Source organism: Legionella pelazae (assembly GCF_052527395.1).
In genome coordinates this window covers 40,250-55,558 of record NZ_JBNVZS010000005.1, presented here as the reverse complement: position 1 = coordinate 55,558, position 15,309 = coordinate 40,250, and the positions used below count along the sequence as shown (strand labels likewise).

Genomic DNA, 15,309 nt, shown 5'->3' with positions numbered 1-15,309 from the left:
CGGGCATCCATGGGGGTTATAGCACTGATTAAAATATCGTAGTTTTTAACCAGCAACTTTCAGTGTTTTAATTTTAGCAATTGGTTTGCTGGCAGGATGGATACCCGCCTACGCGGGTATGACAGAGTTTTTAGTTTATTTTACACAAATACGTATCATGCCCAACTTTCTGTCATGCCCGCGCAGGCGGGCATCCATGGGGGTTATAGCACTGATTAAAATATCGTAGTTTTTAACCAGCAACTTTCAGTGTTTTGATTTTAGCAATTGGTTTGTTTTGCAAGATGGATATCCATCTACGCGGGTATGACAGATTTTTTAGTCTATTCCCAAAACCTCACGATACCCGTCTATGCGTATATGACAGGAGGGCTAAGGAATGATTATTGAGTGGCCTTACTTAATTATTAAATTAGTTTGATTGATAGCTGCTTACCAAAGTAAACATAATTGCTTGTGATATGTACAAAAAGAAATTAGTAAAAATAGCGCAATCAATTACCATTCCGATTGCGCTATTGCTTAGCCTAGTTTAGGGATTTTGAATTTTATTTTTGATATAAACGCCTGCTGGCTTTAAGCGATCATCTGTCCAGATATTTCTAGAGCAAGTGCCTGTTGTCCAGATAGCACCTGAACGAAAATCATCCGAATGATTCCAATTTGTCCAGCCTATTTTTTTGCTTGCCATAAGTTGCATGTATCTATCAGACATAGCAAAATCATTTTCACCATCACCACTAAATGTTTGCGTACCAAATTCAGAGACAAAAATTGGTAGAACATTAGAAGCGCTATCTAATGCACTTAAATAATTATCTCTATGTGAGGCAGCGTAAAAATGGAACGTATACATAATATTTGGAAAGTTTACTGGATTATTAACAATTTCCTGATAGCTACTACCTTCAGAGACTCCTAAAGAACTCCAAGCTCTCGTACCTACTAAAATAGGTGCGTTAGAATCAATTGCTCTAATCACTGGAATAATTTGATCAGCATAATTCTTGATAGTCGCCCAACTAACACCATTAGGCTCATTGGCTATTTCATACAGAATATTGTTTTTATCCTTATGTACAGTAGCAATATCTGTAAAGAATTTCTTAGCCCTCTCTAAATTATAGTTAGGATCGCCAGGGTTTAAGATATGCCAATCAACAATAACATATACACCACGAGCAGTTATTTGATCAATTAAGCTACTCACTTGCTGTGTGAATTGCGCAGGATTAGTTTCATAACCACCTTCCTGAACATACAAAGCAATTCGAATGACGTTAGATTTAAAACCACTAACCAAGACATCTAATGCTGCAGGCGTCATACATTGACTAAACCACTGTAGCCCATGTGAACTCATGCCTTTTAACTGAATAGCTTCACCGTGCTCATTACATAGTTTAGTTCCACATACAGTCAATTGGCCATTTACTGCAACAGGTGTACCTGTACCTTGTTTAGTTAGAGCAATTGCGACACTCGCATTAGGAGTCGCTGTAAGTGGTTGTGGCGTAAACTTAACAGAATAACCACTAACAGGTTCTGCTGACAAAGTATATATCACACCATCAGTTAACATGACCGTTTTTGAACCATTACCATTAGACAAACTAACAGTAGTCGTTACTGGCGCGGTATTATTATTCGGTGTCAAAGTAACTCTTAATGAGGCTAAAGTAGTTGGTGCCCCCGTAACATTCAAGGTCACTGAATCTTGAGCTACCTGAACACACTTATAAGTCAAGTTAGTTGTAGGAGCGCTAGTACTTGCTGTTAAGCTTGCTGGATTAAAGCTTGGTGTACAAGTATAACAATTGTAGTTAATTGTATCTGTTGAAAACGTATACACACTACCTGCTTTCAATTGACTTACTGTTGTGGTTGTATTCCAAGCCACAGTCTGTGCTACTGAGCCACCTGATTGGTTTTCCCTAATTAACACAACTGGCTTACCTGTATAGCCTGTTAGCACGCTAGGCAAATCTTGCACATTAATTGCTATTCTGCCTGACTGTTGTGTTAAGCTATAAGTAATAGTAGAAGACGCTTGCTGGTTAGCATTAATAGTTATTGAACTTGGTACAGCACTACCTTGATAAGTACCACCAGCGCTATCAGTCACAGCTTGGGGAGATATGGTATAGGAACCTGGTGCTAAATTAGGCACTGTGACAGTTGTATTCCAAGGTAGCTGAACCTCACTAACTTTTTGGCCATTCATCGTTAGGTGAACTAATGCATAGTTCTGAGTCACAGTACTTGGCTTTGCAGTCGCGTTTCTTAATTGAAGACTACCTGTTTCAACAGGTGTTCCACCAACATAAACATTAACTGTACCATCTATATGAGTATCTGTCGCAACACCATATTTAATCTGGATTGATCTACCTACTGGTAAATTAGTGCTTGTACCAGGATAAGCGGTAAAGTGCATATTAAGAGTTGCTAAATACGTTCCGTCTGATTGAGGCTGTGAACTAATATTAAGAGGGCTATCAGGATAAGGTAGTGGTGAGAATTCACCCCAAAAAGAAGTATTTAGAGGCGCCCTATTTTTAAACGTGACTGTCGTATTTTCAAAATCAACTGCTGCAGCGCAATTGTTTGTTAATCGTAGTGTAACCGATTTCCAATACTGATCGCCCGTTACTATAAATTGTGAACTTATACACGTAGTCGGTTGAGCAGCAACAACTGGCGCTTCTATGGGTTGAGATGCTGAAGCAAGTATGCTTTGTGTTAACAAAATTAGCGAGCCTAAGCCGCGCAGACGATATCTCATAATCATTTTCCTTATGAATTGAGTTAAATAAAATACGCACTGATTTAGAAAAATATAAATTTATGAAAATTACTTTCTGATTATTCAAAATAGACTAAAAAGTAATTAAATCAAAGTATAATTTTCGTAATTGGTCATTTTAACTAATAGTAACATCCCATTGAAATGAAACTGATACATTCTTTCCCTAAATGTGATTTAATTTAAACCACATTTGAATAAAAGAAGAATTTCGTTTATAAAGAAAATTCTTTTTTTATATGGACTTAAGAATATGAAATATCTTAAACGACTATCCCTTACCTTTTTTACTTATCTATTTATATTACAGGTTTCATCCCAAGCCTTCGCCCATGGTGTTATTGAAAGCCCACCATCACGGATGCAATTTTGTGGGGTAGAGAGCAAACCTGATGAAATTTTTAAAGATAAAATGACTCATGAAAAATGCCGACCTATCATGACTAAGGAAGACGGCAGTATAGATAACAGTATTTATAATTTTATGGCTGTTTTAACGCATACTATCGGCCGTTCTACTAAACCTATTGAGCAATTACCTAAATATGTCTGCGGCTTTGCTTCTGAGATGTGGAGTGGTGGTAAAACACCTTGGGATAGAGCAAATGATTGGCCAACAACTCAAATTGCAGGTGGTCAGCAAAAATTTGTTTGGAACATTTCTTGGGGAAACCATTTCGGTGACACAGAAGAATTCGTTTATTGGATCACAAAACCTGATTTCCAATTTGACCCTACCAAAGAGCTAACTTGGAATGATTTTGAAACAACCCCTTTTTGTCATCTTAAATATAACGATCAATCACCCAATGCAAATCCAAATGTAGTTCCTGATAAAGCAACTAACCGATTTATCACAACTTGTAATGTACCTGCACGTGCTAATCGCGCAGTCATTTATGGTGAATGGGGACGAAATCATTATACTTATGAACGTTTTCACTCGTGTATTGACGTTGTATTTTCACCCGATGACACTAATCCTCCTGTAGTGAAAGCAGTTATTAGACCTCTACCTGCTAGTGTTACAGGCCCTACCGAGTTACAACTGGATGGTAGTCAATCTACTGGAACCAATTTAACTTATAGTTGGTCGATTGATGCGGAAAATCAAACACCTTATCAGCTACAAAACAGTCAAAGTGCAAGAGCACGTTTATTAATAGCTAATATTAATGCTCAACAAATCGTAAGAGTTAATTTAACCGTCCAGCAAGGCCAAACAACCAGTCGAGTTAGCACGCAATTTACTCACCTTCCTGCAGTGACTGCAACATGGAAAATGGTTGGTAGAGCAACACTGGATTCGACCTTACAGGCTGGTGATAAGATTCAGTTACGTCTTATCGATAATGCTGGAAAAGATTATCTCTTCCCTAGCACGCCACTACAATTAACTGCCGATACTGCTAGACCTGAAAATTGGGCCTACACACTCGCGCAAGCCGTTAACCCAGGCAATCAATTTTCAGCAAAGATTGGTGTGCTAAGTTCTGATAATAAAACCATTGAGCCTATTCGATCAGCTACAGATAACATGATTTATGTACCTGTTAGTAGCACGATTGCCAATGGCTACATTCAAGTCGAAAAGACAACTGATCCAACTGAGCCCTGTGTTTCGCAGCGCAAACAAGGATCAAACAGCTATTGGTTAGGTTACGATATTTATGCTGATACAACGCCTATTTTATTAAACTTTAGCGCTACAGGTATCGACTTAACTAAGATTATTGTCGATAAAGGTGTATTTACTGATGTAAGAATATTAGACAAAGATAAATTATACATTGGTGGCAAACCAAATTGGGTCACTAAAACTAACCCAGGTTACATGGCCTTCTTTGGTCCCAATTATGGTAGCTATGACCCCTTTAATTCAACTGTAAATGCTAATTGTCAAACAGGGGCGTTAATAAAGAAATAACAGCTTAAGATGTCAGGCTATAACTGACTATACAAAAATAATCATATCAAACTAAAGAAATGTAGGTTGGGCCTCGGCCCAACATAACAACTCAACAAAAACTTTAAATATTGGCTTTTTGCCACAAGATCGAAATGTCGGGCCCAGGCCCGACCTACGTTGACTATATTAAAAATGGAAGGTTTAAACAATTTAGTTAAATATAATCTCTTTTTTAGACTCAGAGTTGTCTCTTGTTAATTGACTACTTGAAGGACGAAAATTCACAGGCGGTGGTAAGTTATTTGTTTCCATAGAATCAGTTTGTTCTTCCTTAAAGTCAGGCCCTAACCCCTCAACAAGCATTCTTCCATGAGATGACTCATACTTTTGCTCTTTACCTTCCTCATTTGAAGAGACAATCTGGATTCTTTCATTATTGGCTCCTTTAGAATTTTTATACTTATTATGAAGCCATTTAACTCCATCTATAGCGAATTTTACAGTTATTGGAATAGCAGCTCCCAATAAAGCACCTGCAGCAGCACCAATAAGAGTACCGACTATTGGAATTGGAATAAATACGGTTCCTAAAAATGCACCGCCAATAGCACCACCGCTGGCAAAAGCTAAAGTGGTAAACCCTAAACCATTCTTAGGTTGGCCGGTGGCAAAATTAAATATTCCAGCGCCAGCAAAACCTAATGAGGCTGTACCACCACCGCCAATTAGACCACCTAAAATCATACCAGTTGCAGTACCAACACCTGGAATAGGAATAAGAATAGTACCTAAAAATCCACCTATACCTATACATGCAGCAAAAGCGATGCCTAAACCTATTTTTGCACCTAGTGCTTGGGTTTGAAGACCTCTGTTATCCTGCTTAAGCTTTTCATTTTCTTGCTTAAGTTTCTCATTTTCTGTATTGACTCTATAAGCATCTTCTTCATCGTCCGCACTAGTTAGAAGTAATAGGAATTTATTCCACTCAGTCTCTATTATAGGGCTTTCTAATCTATCTTCTTCTATCTGAAACAAAGGCTGCCCTTCTTCTCTAGAACTTAAAGGCCCCTTCTCTTTCTCTTCCTCTTTGGCGGGAAGTAAAAAGTTATAGAATGGCTTTAAAAGGTAAGTATCTATATACCCTGATGAAATAAATGCAGTTAGCATGGAATAAAACATAGCTAAATTTGCTGAGCCTACACTTCCTTGTGCTTGTACATTTGTTGTAACAGGCAACCATCCTTTTTTATAGCTCTCGAGTGATTTTTCTTGTTCTGCTTTATCTTTTATGGCTGTAATTATCGCCATATCTTTTTCAAATTTATTACCTAATTTCTGACCACATGCAGTAGCTAGATGAAAATGAATTATATCTAATAAAAATCGATCCCGATCACATAGTATACTATCTCTAGGATCCCTTGGTGCATTATTAGAAGAAAAGAAATATGTAAAACGATCGTAATCCAAGTTATGCCGATCATTCTCCGCACCAACATATTTCCCTCTCTCATCAAAGCTCTCGTGGCAAAATTTGATAACATCTATCTCTCTGTCTATCTCATCTTCTGTTGCCCCATACCGGATATATCGGCTTACAAAACACTGGTTTAATTTTGCCGGAGTTTTAAGGCAACTTAGAAATTCTTCTAAATACCATTTTTGGAACTCACGTTTCTCTTTCTTAGGCAAACCAATAAAATCGACCATATAATTAATTCTATTTAATTCAATTAGTATAATTATACAACATAAAGCTTAAGATATAATTAATAAGGATATTTATTAAAAAATTAATTTGATTTGTCGGGCTAGGCCGATCTACGAAGGAGAAATATAACTTGTTTTATCGCTGTCTAGAGAGGTATTGGAAGCTGTTTCTTTCCTGCTTTCTTGTTTTTTCGTTTCCAAGCCACTAGTTAAAGACGGTTCTGACCCTTCAACCCGGGTAACATCAAGGCCCCTAACCATAATACCTGCCGAATGGCGACCTACTGTTCCAAAATTATCCTTATCTTCTTCACTATTCCCCAATAACCAGGATCAGATTTAGAAGTCATAAGAGAAAATCCACACGGTTTACCAGTATCGTTAAAATATGCAAAAGATAAGGAAACTTGGTTATCTTCTCCTAAATGAGTAAAAAAATCTCCACTTTCTTTCAAGCTAGTGGGTACAATTTTGCCAGACATTACTCCAATTTTATACATCAACTCGCAGAAGACTGAACCAGTTATGCGCCCTTGAATATAATCTTCAGCAGCAACACCCTCCTTTTCCCACGCTTGTTCTAGATCCAGAAAAGTTCTTTTAGCCGAAAAATCTAAAAAGCCAGCGCGAGGAATATCGACTTTAATAACCTCTCTTCCTGCATTAGAATCTTGAGACGCAAACATTTCCACCGGAATCAGATTTGTACAGCCTCTACAACCCTTTTGTAATAACCTCCAAAAATTGTAATCATAGTTTTAACAAAAGAAATGAATTATAATCAACTTTATCAGAAAATTATTAACACAATATGATTAGATTATTGTCTTTTTGTCAAATTATAGATTTACTTGAAAGTAAAGTAGAGATAGATATATAAGTACAATTAAATTGTAAATTCAAGAAAAGGATTAAACTGACTTTAATTTAAATTGCTAAATTATCCCTTAATAAGATAAATTTTTGAGCAAATTTGGAATCAACTGAGGCCCCTGATAAATTAAGCCTGTATATACTTGCAGTAAATTAGCGCCTGCAGCCAATTTTTGCTGCGCTGATTGAGTATCAGAGATGCCACCAGCGCCAATTAAGGTTACCGCAGAGCCAACTACCTTTTTTAGTAACTTTAAACACGCTGTTGAACGATTTAATAAAGGATTGCCACTTAAACCGCCTTGTTCCTGGCCAAAAGGTGTATTTTCAATGCCTACTCGTGAACACGTTGTATTTGTAGCAATGATGCCATCTATGTTGTTTTCAATAACAGTATTAGCGATTTGTTTTAATGTTTCATCGTCCTCGTCAGGAGAGATTTTGATGACTAGTGGAACATAACGCTGGTAAGTATCTGCCAGTTCTTTTTGCTTGTCAGCCAATTGCTTTAGCAAGATGGATAGATATTCACTTTGCTGTAATTGCCGTAGATCAGGGGTATTAGGCGAGGAAATATTAATCGTTACATAAGAGGCATAACGATATACCTTTTGCAGGCAAATTAAATAGTCATCAGCAGCAGCATTTAAAGACGTATCTTTATTCTTCCCAATATTAATTCCTAATATGCCCCGATATTGGCTTTGTTGAATATTTTTTATTAAGGTATCTACGCCTTCATTATTAAAACCCATGCGATTAATAATAGCCTCATGAGTTGGCAATCTAAATAAGCGTGGTTTAGGATTACCTGCTTGTGGTCTAGGCGTTACCGTGCCTACTTCAATAAAGGAAAAACCTAATTTATTTAATGCATCTAGATGTGCCCCATTTTTATCTAAACCGGCAGCAAGTCCAATCGGGTGCTTGAAGGTTAGCCCCATCGCTACAAGGGGGCTGGTATTTGGTACTTGTTTAAATAGGCAAGCCGGCAGATAGTGAAGTGCCTTTAAAGTTACCCAGTGCGCTTTTTCAGCCTCGAGTTTAAAAAGAAATGGACGAATCAGCGAATACATAGAAAAGCTCGCTATTAAGGTTAGCCACAATTTAACTTAAATTATTAAAAAATCAATCTTAACTTAGCAGGTATAAGTGAAATCACACCTCTAGCCACCACTTGTCGTTCCCGCGCGGTATTGCTGCGTGAATAAGTTTGAGAGTTAATTATAACCAAAAATGATCCTATATCATCCCGAGAATTCTATGTCATCCTTGCAAATCCTACGTCATCCCCGTGCAGGCGGGGATCTATTCATCAATTAGCACTAAGGTTAATTTTTAGATGGATTCCCGCCTACGCGGGAATGACAGAAAAAGGAGCGGGAATGACAGAAAAAGGAGCGAGAATCACAGGAAAGAAGTGAGAATGATAGAGAAGGAGCGAAAATGTTAGGAAAGGAGAGGGAATGATAGAGAAGGATGGCATAGAAAAAAGGATTAATTACTAAGCTCATTTTAACCATGTTATCTTATAACAAGATTAAAGATGCGAATTTAATGAGCATTGCTGAGCCCATACGCGTAGCATTGCATTACCCTTTGGTTGTAGATTATAGCTAACACTGCGCACTTCAAGACCATAATTTTCTTGCTGTAACTGCAACATGACCGGCCCCAATAGAGGTGATGTTTGACTGAAGCGATTGATCAAAGGAAATATCCGCACCTCTTTGGCAACACGTGCAAGCTCTTTAATTGCATTAATATGGAAATCAACATCTTGATCTTCAATGTTAGCAAATAAATAATGTGAACTTAACGCTAAATCAAATGAAAAATCAGCAAAAGAAAGCCGAATATCCTTTAAAGGAAGATAACGCTTTTCTTTTTTACCCTGCAAATAATCATTAAAAAATGATTGCATTCCTAAACGCCTTTTTTGTACTAAGCCATCTAAATCACCATAAGCAATAAAATTAAATTTATCTTGGTCGCGGGTAAGCTGCTCAAGCATATCAGAAAAAACAAGCGTTGTTTTCGCTATCAGAGTTGATTTATCTAAAACAAATAGAGGATCACAGCTAATGCAGTATTTCTTATCTTGAGTCAATTCAGTATTGAAGGCACTAGGACCACTACCATATTCAAGTATTTTACCTGATAAATCCTTTTCTGATAAATCAAACATATCCTGATATTCATCAACATGATGGCCCCATAAAACTAAATTACTCATGTATTATTCTCCATCCTCTCTTACCTACCCAATTTTAAGTATTTATTGTGGCAACTTATATTAATTAAAGCATGTTTATTTAGATTTAATGTAAGTTTGTCTCTGTTATGTCAAACTCACGTTAATTACAGTAAACCAATTATCTTAAAAAGGTTTAAGCTTAAGGCTAGGCAACTTAAATCTAATTGAGTATAGTCTAGCCTTTATTTGCATAAATAGCGTGGGTTCGGTATACATAGTAAGAACGCTTGTTATTAAACATCCGCTATTTTATAAAGCACAACATGTAAACTAATTAGACTAAAATTTAGCAAGTTCGGTATAGAAATAATCCTACTTTCATACGAACTTTCATACTAAGTAACAGGAAGATACCATGCATATTGGTTTAAATTATCAGTTAGGTGAAACGCTTGATCTTTTAAGAGAAAGTGTTTATCAATTTGCCAACCAGGAAATTGCTCCATTAGCTGCCAAAATTGATGCTGATAATGCCTTTCCTAATCATTTATGGCGAAAACTTGGTGAGATGGGATTATTAGGCGTTACCGTGAGCGAAGAATATGGTGGCGCTAATATGGGTTATTTAGCACATGTTATTGCAATGGAAGAGATTTCGCGTGCCTCTGCTTCAGTTGGATTAAGTTATGGTGCACACTCTAATTTATGTGTTAATCAAATTTATCTTAACGGCAATAATGAGCAAAAACACCGATATTTGCCTAAACTTATCAGTGGAGAATATATAGGCGCTTTAGCCATGAGCGAATCAAACTCAGGCTCTGATGTTGTTAGTATGCAATTACATGCCCAAGCTGCAGATAATAAATTTATTCTCAATGGCACTAAGATGTGGATTACAAATGGCCCGGATGCTGATGTGTTAGTGGTCTATGCTAAAACAGATAAACAAGCAGCCAGTAAAGGGATCACGGCGTTTATTATTGAAAAAGGTTTTAAAGGATTTCGTACAGCTCAGAAGCTAGATAAATTAGGCATGCGCGGCTCAAATACTTGCGAGTTAGTTTTTGAGGATTGTGAAGTCTCTGCTGAGAATGTATTAGGCGAGATTAATCAAGGCGTACGAGTGTTAATGAGTGGACTAGATTATGAGCGAACTATCCTTGCTGCTGGGCCCATAGGTATAATGCAAGCTTGTTTAGATATTGTGCTTCCCTATGTTCATGAGCGAAAGCAATTTAATCAACCTATAGGTGAGTTTCAATTTATTCAGGGGAAACTTGCTGATATGTATACTGACTTAAATGCTTCACGGGCTTATTTGTATGCGGTAGCTCGTGCTTGTGATTCAGGAATAGTTAGTAGGAAGGATGCAGCAAGTGTCATTTTATATACAGCTGAAAAAGCAACGCAAATGGCACTGCAGGCTATTCAGATATTAGGCGGAAATGGCTATATTAATGAATATCCTACGGGACGTTTATTACGTGATGCTAAACTTTATGAAATTGGTGCAGGAACTTCAGAAATTAGGCGCATGTTGATTGGGCGTGAACTTTTTAAAGAAACAGTATAAGGAATACCATAATGGAACAGAACGATGTAGTTATTGTTGCAGCAAAACGAACCCCGATGGGTAATATGTTAGGCGCATTATCAAATTTATCGGCTCCTGACTTAGGTGCTGAATCTCATCGTGCTGCTATTGATTATGCACAACTTTTACCTAGCGACATTGATGAAGTGATTTCAGGTTGTGTGCTGCAAGCTGGTATTGGGCAAGCACCAGCTCGGCAGGCTGCAATTAAAGCAGGCGTACCTGAAGCCATTGGTGCAACTACCATTAATAAAATGTGCGGCTCTGGTATGAAAGCTGTCATGTTAGCGCATGATTTAATTAAATGCGGTTCCGCAAACACCATACTTGCAGGTGGTATGGAAAGCATGAGTAATGCGCCCTATTTATTAAGTAAAGCGCGAGCTGGCTATCGCTTAGGCCATGGCGAAATGAAAGATCATATGTTTCTTGATGGTTTAGAAGATGCTTATGATCGAGGTAAATTAATGGGCTATTTTGCTGAAGCCACAGCAACACATTATCAATTTAGCCGCAGTCAGCAAGATGAATTTGCTATTCGCTCGCTAGAACGTGCGATACAAGCTAACAACGATCGTAGCTTCGCTGAAGAAATTGTGCCAATTACGATTGCCAGCAAGAAAGGCGATGTAACGATTGAAAAAGATGAAAGCCCTGATCCAAATAAACTTGCAAAAATTGCGCAGTTAAAACCTGCTTTCCAAACCGATGGAACAGTTACTGCAGCTAATTCAAGCTCGATTTCTGATGGGGCAGCAAGCTTAATTATCATGTCTGCCGCCCAAGCAAACAAACTAGGTATAAAGCCATTAGCACGTATTGTCGCGCATGCAAGTCATGCTCAAGCGCCACAATGGTTTACAACTGCCCCTGTTGAAGCAATTCGTAAAGTTATGAACAGAGCGGGCTGGAAACAAAACGATGTTGATTTGTATGAAATCAATGAAGCCTTTGCTGTTGTTGCCATGGCAGCTATGCAAGAATTAGAACTTAGTGCTGATATGGTTAACATTCATGGCGGCGCTTGTGCATTAGGCCATCCTATTGGTGCTTCTGGCGCTCGTATACTAGTTACCTTAATCCATGCTCTAAAGCAAAAAACTAAAAAGCGTGGTGTGGCTGCTTTATGTATCGGTGGCGGTGAAGCAACTGCAATGGCAATAGAGCTAATTGATTAATTATTGGGTTCCGCTTACGCGGAATCTTAGATTATTACTCGTTCCTATTCATAAATTAAACAGGTGAGTATCTATAATATGTTTGATTAAATAGACGCTGCATTCTTTAGGGTCTGTTGATAATTGCTGTATAAGCCCTACGTGGCGCGGCTTGTCCGCGCCATGAAATCCTAGATTCCGCGGACAAGCCGGGGAAGATAGGCATTTTAGACATTTTTAAAATGAATTGCAGACCCTAATCTGTTGCAATTAAATAATAACTTGAGAATGTAATGCTTAAACAAAGTTTAATTTATTTAGTATTAAGTATCATCGGTGTCCTTTTTACTCGCTATATCCATACCTTTATTGTTTATACTGATATTTTCTACACCTATTTATATGGCAGATTATTTTTATTCTTTAAGCCGACTTCCTTAGATATTGTTGTTAGCAAAGTTATTTTTTTGGTTTTAATTCCTGTTGTTATTGTAGGCATACTTGCTTTGCTTTACCGATTAATAACAGTAAGAAAAATGCCTTATTTTATTGAGCTAACCTGGTTGCTTTGGTTAGTCCTTATGCTTAGTAATATTTTTATTCATTGAGAACTCTTATGCCCAAGCTTATCAGTCAAATTAATCCCACAAGCAATGAATTTAAACAAAATGCTGCTGTCATGAATGATTTAGTGGCAACACTGCAAACAATTATAAAAGACATTGCCCAAGGCGGTGATGAAAAAGCCAGACAACGACACTTAAAGCATGGAAAGCTACTGCCGCGAGAACGATTACAGCGTTTATTAGATCCCGGCAGTCCCTTTCTTGAACTATCACAATTAGCTGCTTATCAAGTTTATGAAGACAATATTCCAGCTGCCGGTTTAATTACAGGTATCGGTCAAGTTATGAACACAGAATGTATCATAGTCATTAATGATGCAACTGTTAAAGGGGGCACTTACTATCCTCTAACTGTAAAAAAACACCTACGTGCTCAAGAAATTGCAAAAGCCAACCACCTACCTTGTATTTACTTAGTTGATTCAGGTGGCGCTTATCTACCCATGCAAGATGAAGTTTTTCCAGATAAAGAGCATTTTGGTCGTATTTTTTTTAACCAAGCTAATTTATCTGCAAATAATATTCCGCAGATTGCAGTTGTTATGGGATCTTGTACTGCAGGTGGCGCTTATGTACCAGCTATGGCTGATGAATCGATTATGGTTCGTGAGCAAGCGACCATTTTCTTAGGAGGCCCACCGCTAGTGAAGGCGGCTACAGGCGAAGTGATTAGTGCAGAAGAGCTAGGTGGTGCTGACATTCACTGTCGTCAATCAGGGGTCGCCGATCATTATGCAGAAGATGAAGCCCACGCTTTGCATTTAGCACGCACTACGATTAAACATTTAAATCGTAAGAAGCCAGAGTGGTTAACCCGTATAGCAAGCCGAGAGCCTCTTTATGACCCTAAAGAATTAAATGGCATTATTCCCGCTGACCCGCGCAAACCTTTTGACGTGCGTGAGGTCATTGCTCGTCTTGTTGATGGTTCTGAATTTGATGAGTTTAAAGCCTTATTTGGTAGCACCTTAGTTTGTGGTTTCGCTCATTTATTTGGTTATCCGATTGGCATTATTGCTAATAATGGTATTCTTTTTGGAGAGAGCGCGTTAAAAGGAACTCACTTTATTGAGCTATGCGTACAGCGCCAAATTCCACTTCTTTTTCTCCAAAATATTACGGGATTTATGGTTGGCAGTAAATATGAGGCCTCAGGTATTGCTAAACATGGTGCTAAAATGGTAACTGCTGTTGCTAATGCTAATGTACCAAAATTTACCGTCATTTTAGGCGGAAGCTATGGTGCAGGAAATTATGCAATGTGCGGCCGTGCTTATGATCCGCGTTTCTTATGGTCTTGGCCTAATGCGCGCATTTCAGTTATGGGCGGCGAGCAAGCTGCTAATGTTTTAGCTCAAATTAGCCGAGATAAACATAAGAAAGCAGGCACACTCTGGTCTGAGGAGGAAGAAGAAGCTTTCAAAGAAAAATTACGTAATCAATATGAAAAGCAAGGGAACCCCTACCATGCTAGTGCAAGGTTGTGGGATGATGGAGTAATTGCACCAGAAGATACGCGTAGAATTTTAGGTTTAAGTTTATCAGCCGCTTTAAATGCACCGATTAAACCCACGCGCTTTGGTGTTTTTAGAATGTAAGGAACTAAATATGAGTGAATTACTAACGGAATTACAAGATAAGGTTTTTATCCTTACTTTAAATCGTATCAACAAGCATAATGCTTTTGACGATAAACTCTTAAGCCAATTTCAAGAAAAACTAAATGAAGCCATTGGCAATCCTCAAGTGAGAGTTATCCTTTTAAAAGCAAATGGTCCCCACTTCTCAGCCGGCGCTGATTTAAGCTGGATGCAACGCATGGCTCAATTTAATGAAGAGGAAAATTTAGTTGATGCTCTCATTTTAGCCCAAGTCATGAAAACACTTTATCAGTGTCCAAAACCAACTATTGCTGCCGTTCAAGGCGGTGCTTTTGGGGGAGGCGCAGGATTAGTGGCCGCCTGTGATATTGCCATTGCCTCCACAGAAGCTAAATTTTGTTTTCCAGAAGTTAAATTAGGTCTGATTCCAGCTGTTATAAGTCCTTATGTTGTCAAAGCGATTGGCGAGCGTGCTACAAAGTGGTTATTTATGAGCGCACAACCTTTTGATGCTGAGCAAGCAAAGCAACTTAACTTAATTCAATTTTGTGTTAAAAGTAGTGCACTTGCTAATTTTGCACTTACTTATGCAAGACAAATTGCTGAACTTGCTCCGCAAGCAGTAGCAGATTGTAAGACGCTAATTAACAACGTATGCAATAAACCTGTTACCGATGAGCTTGTGCATGAAACGGCTGTGTTAATTGCTAAAAAAAGAGTATCAACCGAAGGTCAGAAAGGCTTACAGGCTTTCCTTAAAAAAGAGCAGCCGCAATGGAGCTAATTAGCAATTAATATATAAAGGTCGTGGCAGAGAAATTTATTTAATT

At 38.0% G+C, this 15,309-nt stretch carries 12 protein-coding genes; 6 read left to right on the top strand and 6 right to left on the bottom strand.

All coding sequences use genetic code 11. From position 1 onward, the window contains the following. Positions 1-532 precede the first annotated feature (532 nt). The gene (locus ACQUW5_RS07175) at positions 533-2,785 is read right to left on the bottom strand and encodes a cellulase family glycosylhydrolase (RefSeq protein WP_444990546.1); all 2,253 of its coding nucleotides are present in this window, start codon (positions 2,783-2,785) and stop codon (positions 533-535) included. A 274-nt stretch (positions 2,786-3,059) separates the two neighbouring features. Here ACQUW5_RS07175 and ACQUW5_RS07170 point away from each other — a divergent pair, with 274 nt between their 5' ends. Continuing rightward, entirely contained in the window at positions 3,060-4,733 is a 1,674-nt protein-coding gene (locus tag ACQUW5_RS07170; protein ID WP_444990545.1) for a lytic polysaccharide monooxygenase, read from the top strand. A 192-nt stretch (positions 4,734-4,925) separates the two neighbouring features. Here ACQUW5_RS07170 and ACQUW5_RS07165 read toward each other — a convergent pair whose 3' ends face one another. From ACQUW5_RS07165 to ACQUW5_RS07145, 5 genes are all read right to left on the bottom strand, one after another. After that, on the bottom strand, positions 4,926-6,428 hold the full coding sequence (locus ACQUW5_RS07165; protein ID WP_444990544.1) for a hypothetical protein: 1,503 nt from the start codon (positions 6,426-6,428) through the stop codon (positions 4,926-4,928). A gap of 111 nt (positions 6,429-6,539) precedes the next feature. Then, positions 6,540-6,689, bottom strand: a complete 150-nt coding sequence (locus ACQUW5_RS07160) for a hypothetical protein (protein WP_444990543.1) — start codon at positions 6,687-6,689, stop codon at positions 6,540-6,542. Positions 6,690-6,709: 20 nt separating this feature from the next. After that, a complete protein-coding gene (locus ACQUW5_RS07155) occupies positions 6,710-7,114 on the bottom strand; it encodes a hypothetical protein (RefSeq protein ID WP_444990542.1) in 405 nt (134 codons plus the stop codon). Positions 7,115-7,375: 261 nt separating this feature from the next. Continuing rightward, positions 7,376-8,377 (bottom strand): quinone-dependent dihydroorotate dehydrogenase, encoded by a 1,002-nt coding sequence (locus ACQUW5_RS07150; protein WP_444990541.1) that lies wholly within the window; start codon positions 8,375-8,377, stop codon positions 7,376-7,378. A gap of 464 nt (positions 8,378-8,841) precedes the next feature. After that, complete coding sequence (locus ACQUW5_RS07145) at positions 8,842-9,537, bottom strand: hypothetical protein (protein ID WP_444990540.1); 696 nt, start codon at positions 9,535-9,537, stop codon at positions 8,842-8,844. 376 nt (positions 9,538-9,913) lie between these two features. Here ACQUW5_RS07145 and ACQUW5_RS07140 point away from each other — a divergent pair, with 376 nt between their 5' ends. From ACQUW5_RS07140 to ACQUW5_RS07120, 5 genes are all read left to right on the top strand, one after another. After that, on the top strand, positions 9,914-11,074 hold the full coding sequence (locus ACQUW5_RS07140) for an isovaleryl-CoA dehydrogenase (protein WP_444990539.1): 1,161 nt from the start codon (positions 9,914-9,916) through the stop codon (positions 11,072-11,074). A gap of 11 nt (positions 11,075-11,085) precedes the next feature. Next, on the top strand, positions 11,086-12,273 hold the full coding sequence (locus ACQUW5_RS07135; RefSeq protein WP_444990538.1) for an acetyl-CoA C-acyltransferase: 1,188 nt from the start codon (positions 11,086-11,088) through the stop codon (positions 12,271-12,273). A gap of 272 nt (positions 12,274-12,545) precedes the next feature. Next, entirely contained in the window at positions 12,546-12,860 is a 315-nt protein-coding gene (locus tag ACQUW5_RS07130; protein ID WP_444990537.1) for a hypothetical protein, read from the top strand. A gap of 8 nt (positions 12,861-12,868) precedes the next feature. After that, a complete protein-coding gene (locus ACQUW5_RS07125) occupies positions 12,869-14,476 on the top strand; it encodes a carboxyl transferase domain-containing protein (protein ID WP_444990536.1) in 1,608 nt (535 codons plus the stop codon). Between the two features lie 10 nt (positions 14,477-14,486). Continuing rightward, positions 14,487-15,263 (top strand): enoyl-CoA hydratase-related protein, encoded by a 777-nt coding sequence (locus ACQUW5_RS07120; RefSeq protein ID WP_444990535.1) that lies wholly within the window; start codon positions 14,487-14,489, stop codon positions 15,261-15,263. Positions 15,264-15,309 lie beyond the last annotated feature (46 nt).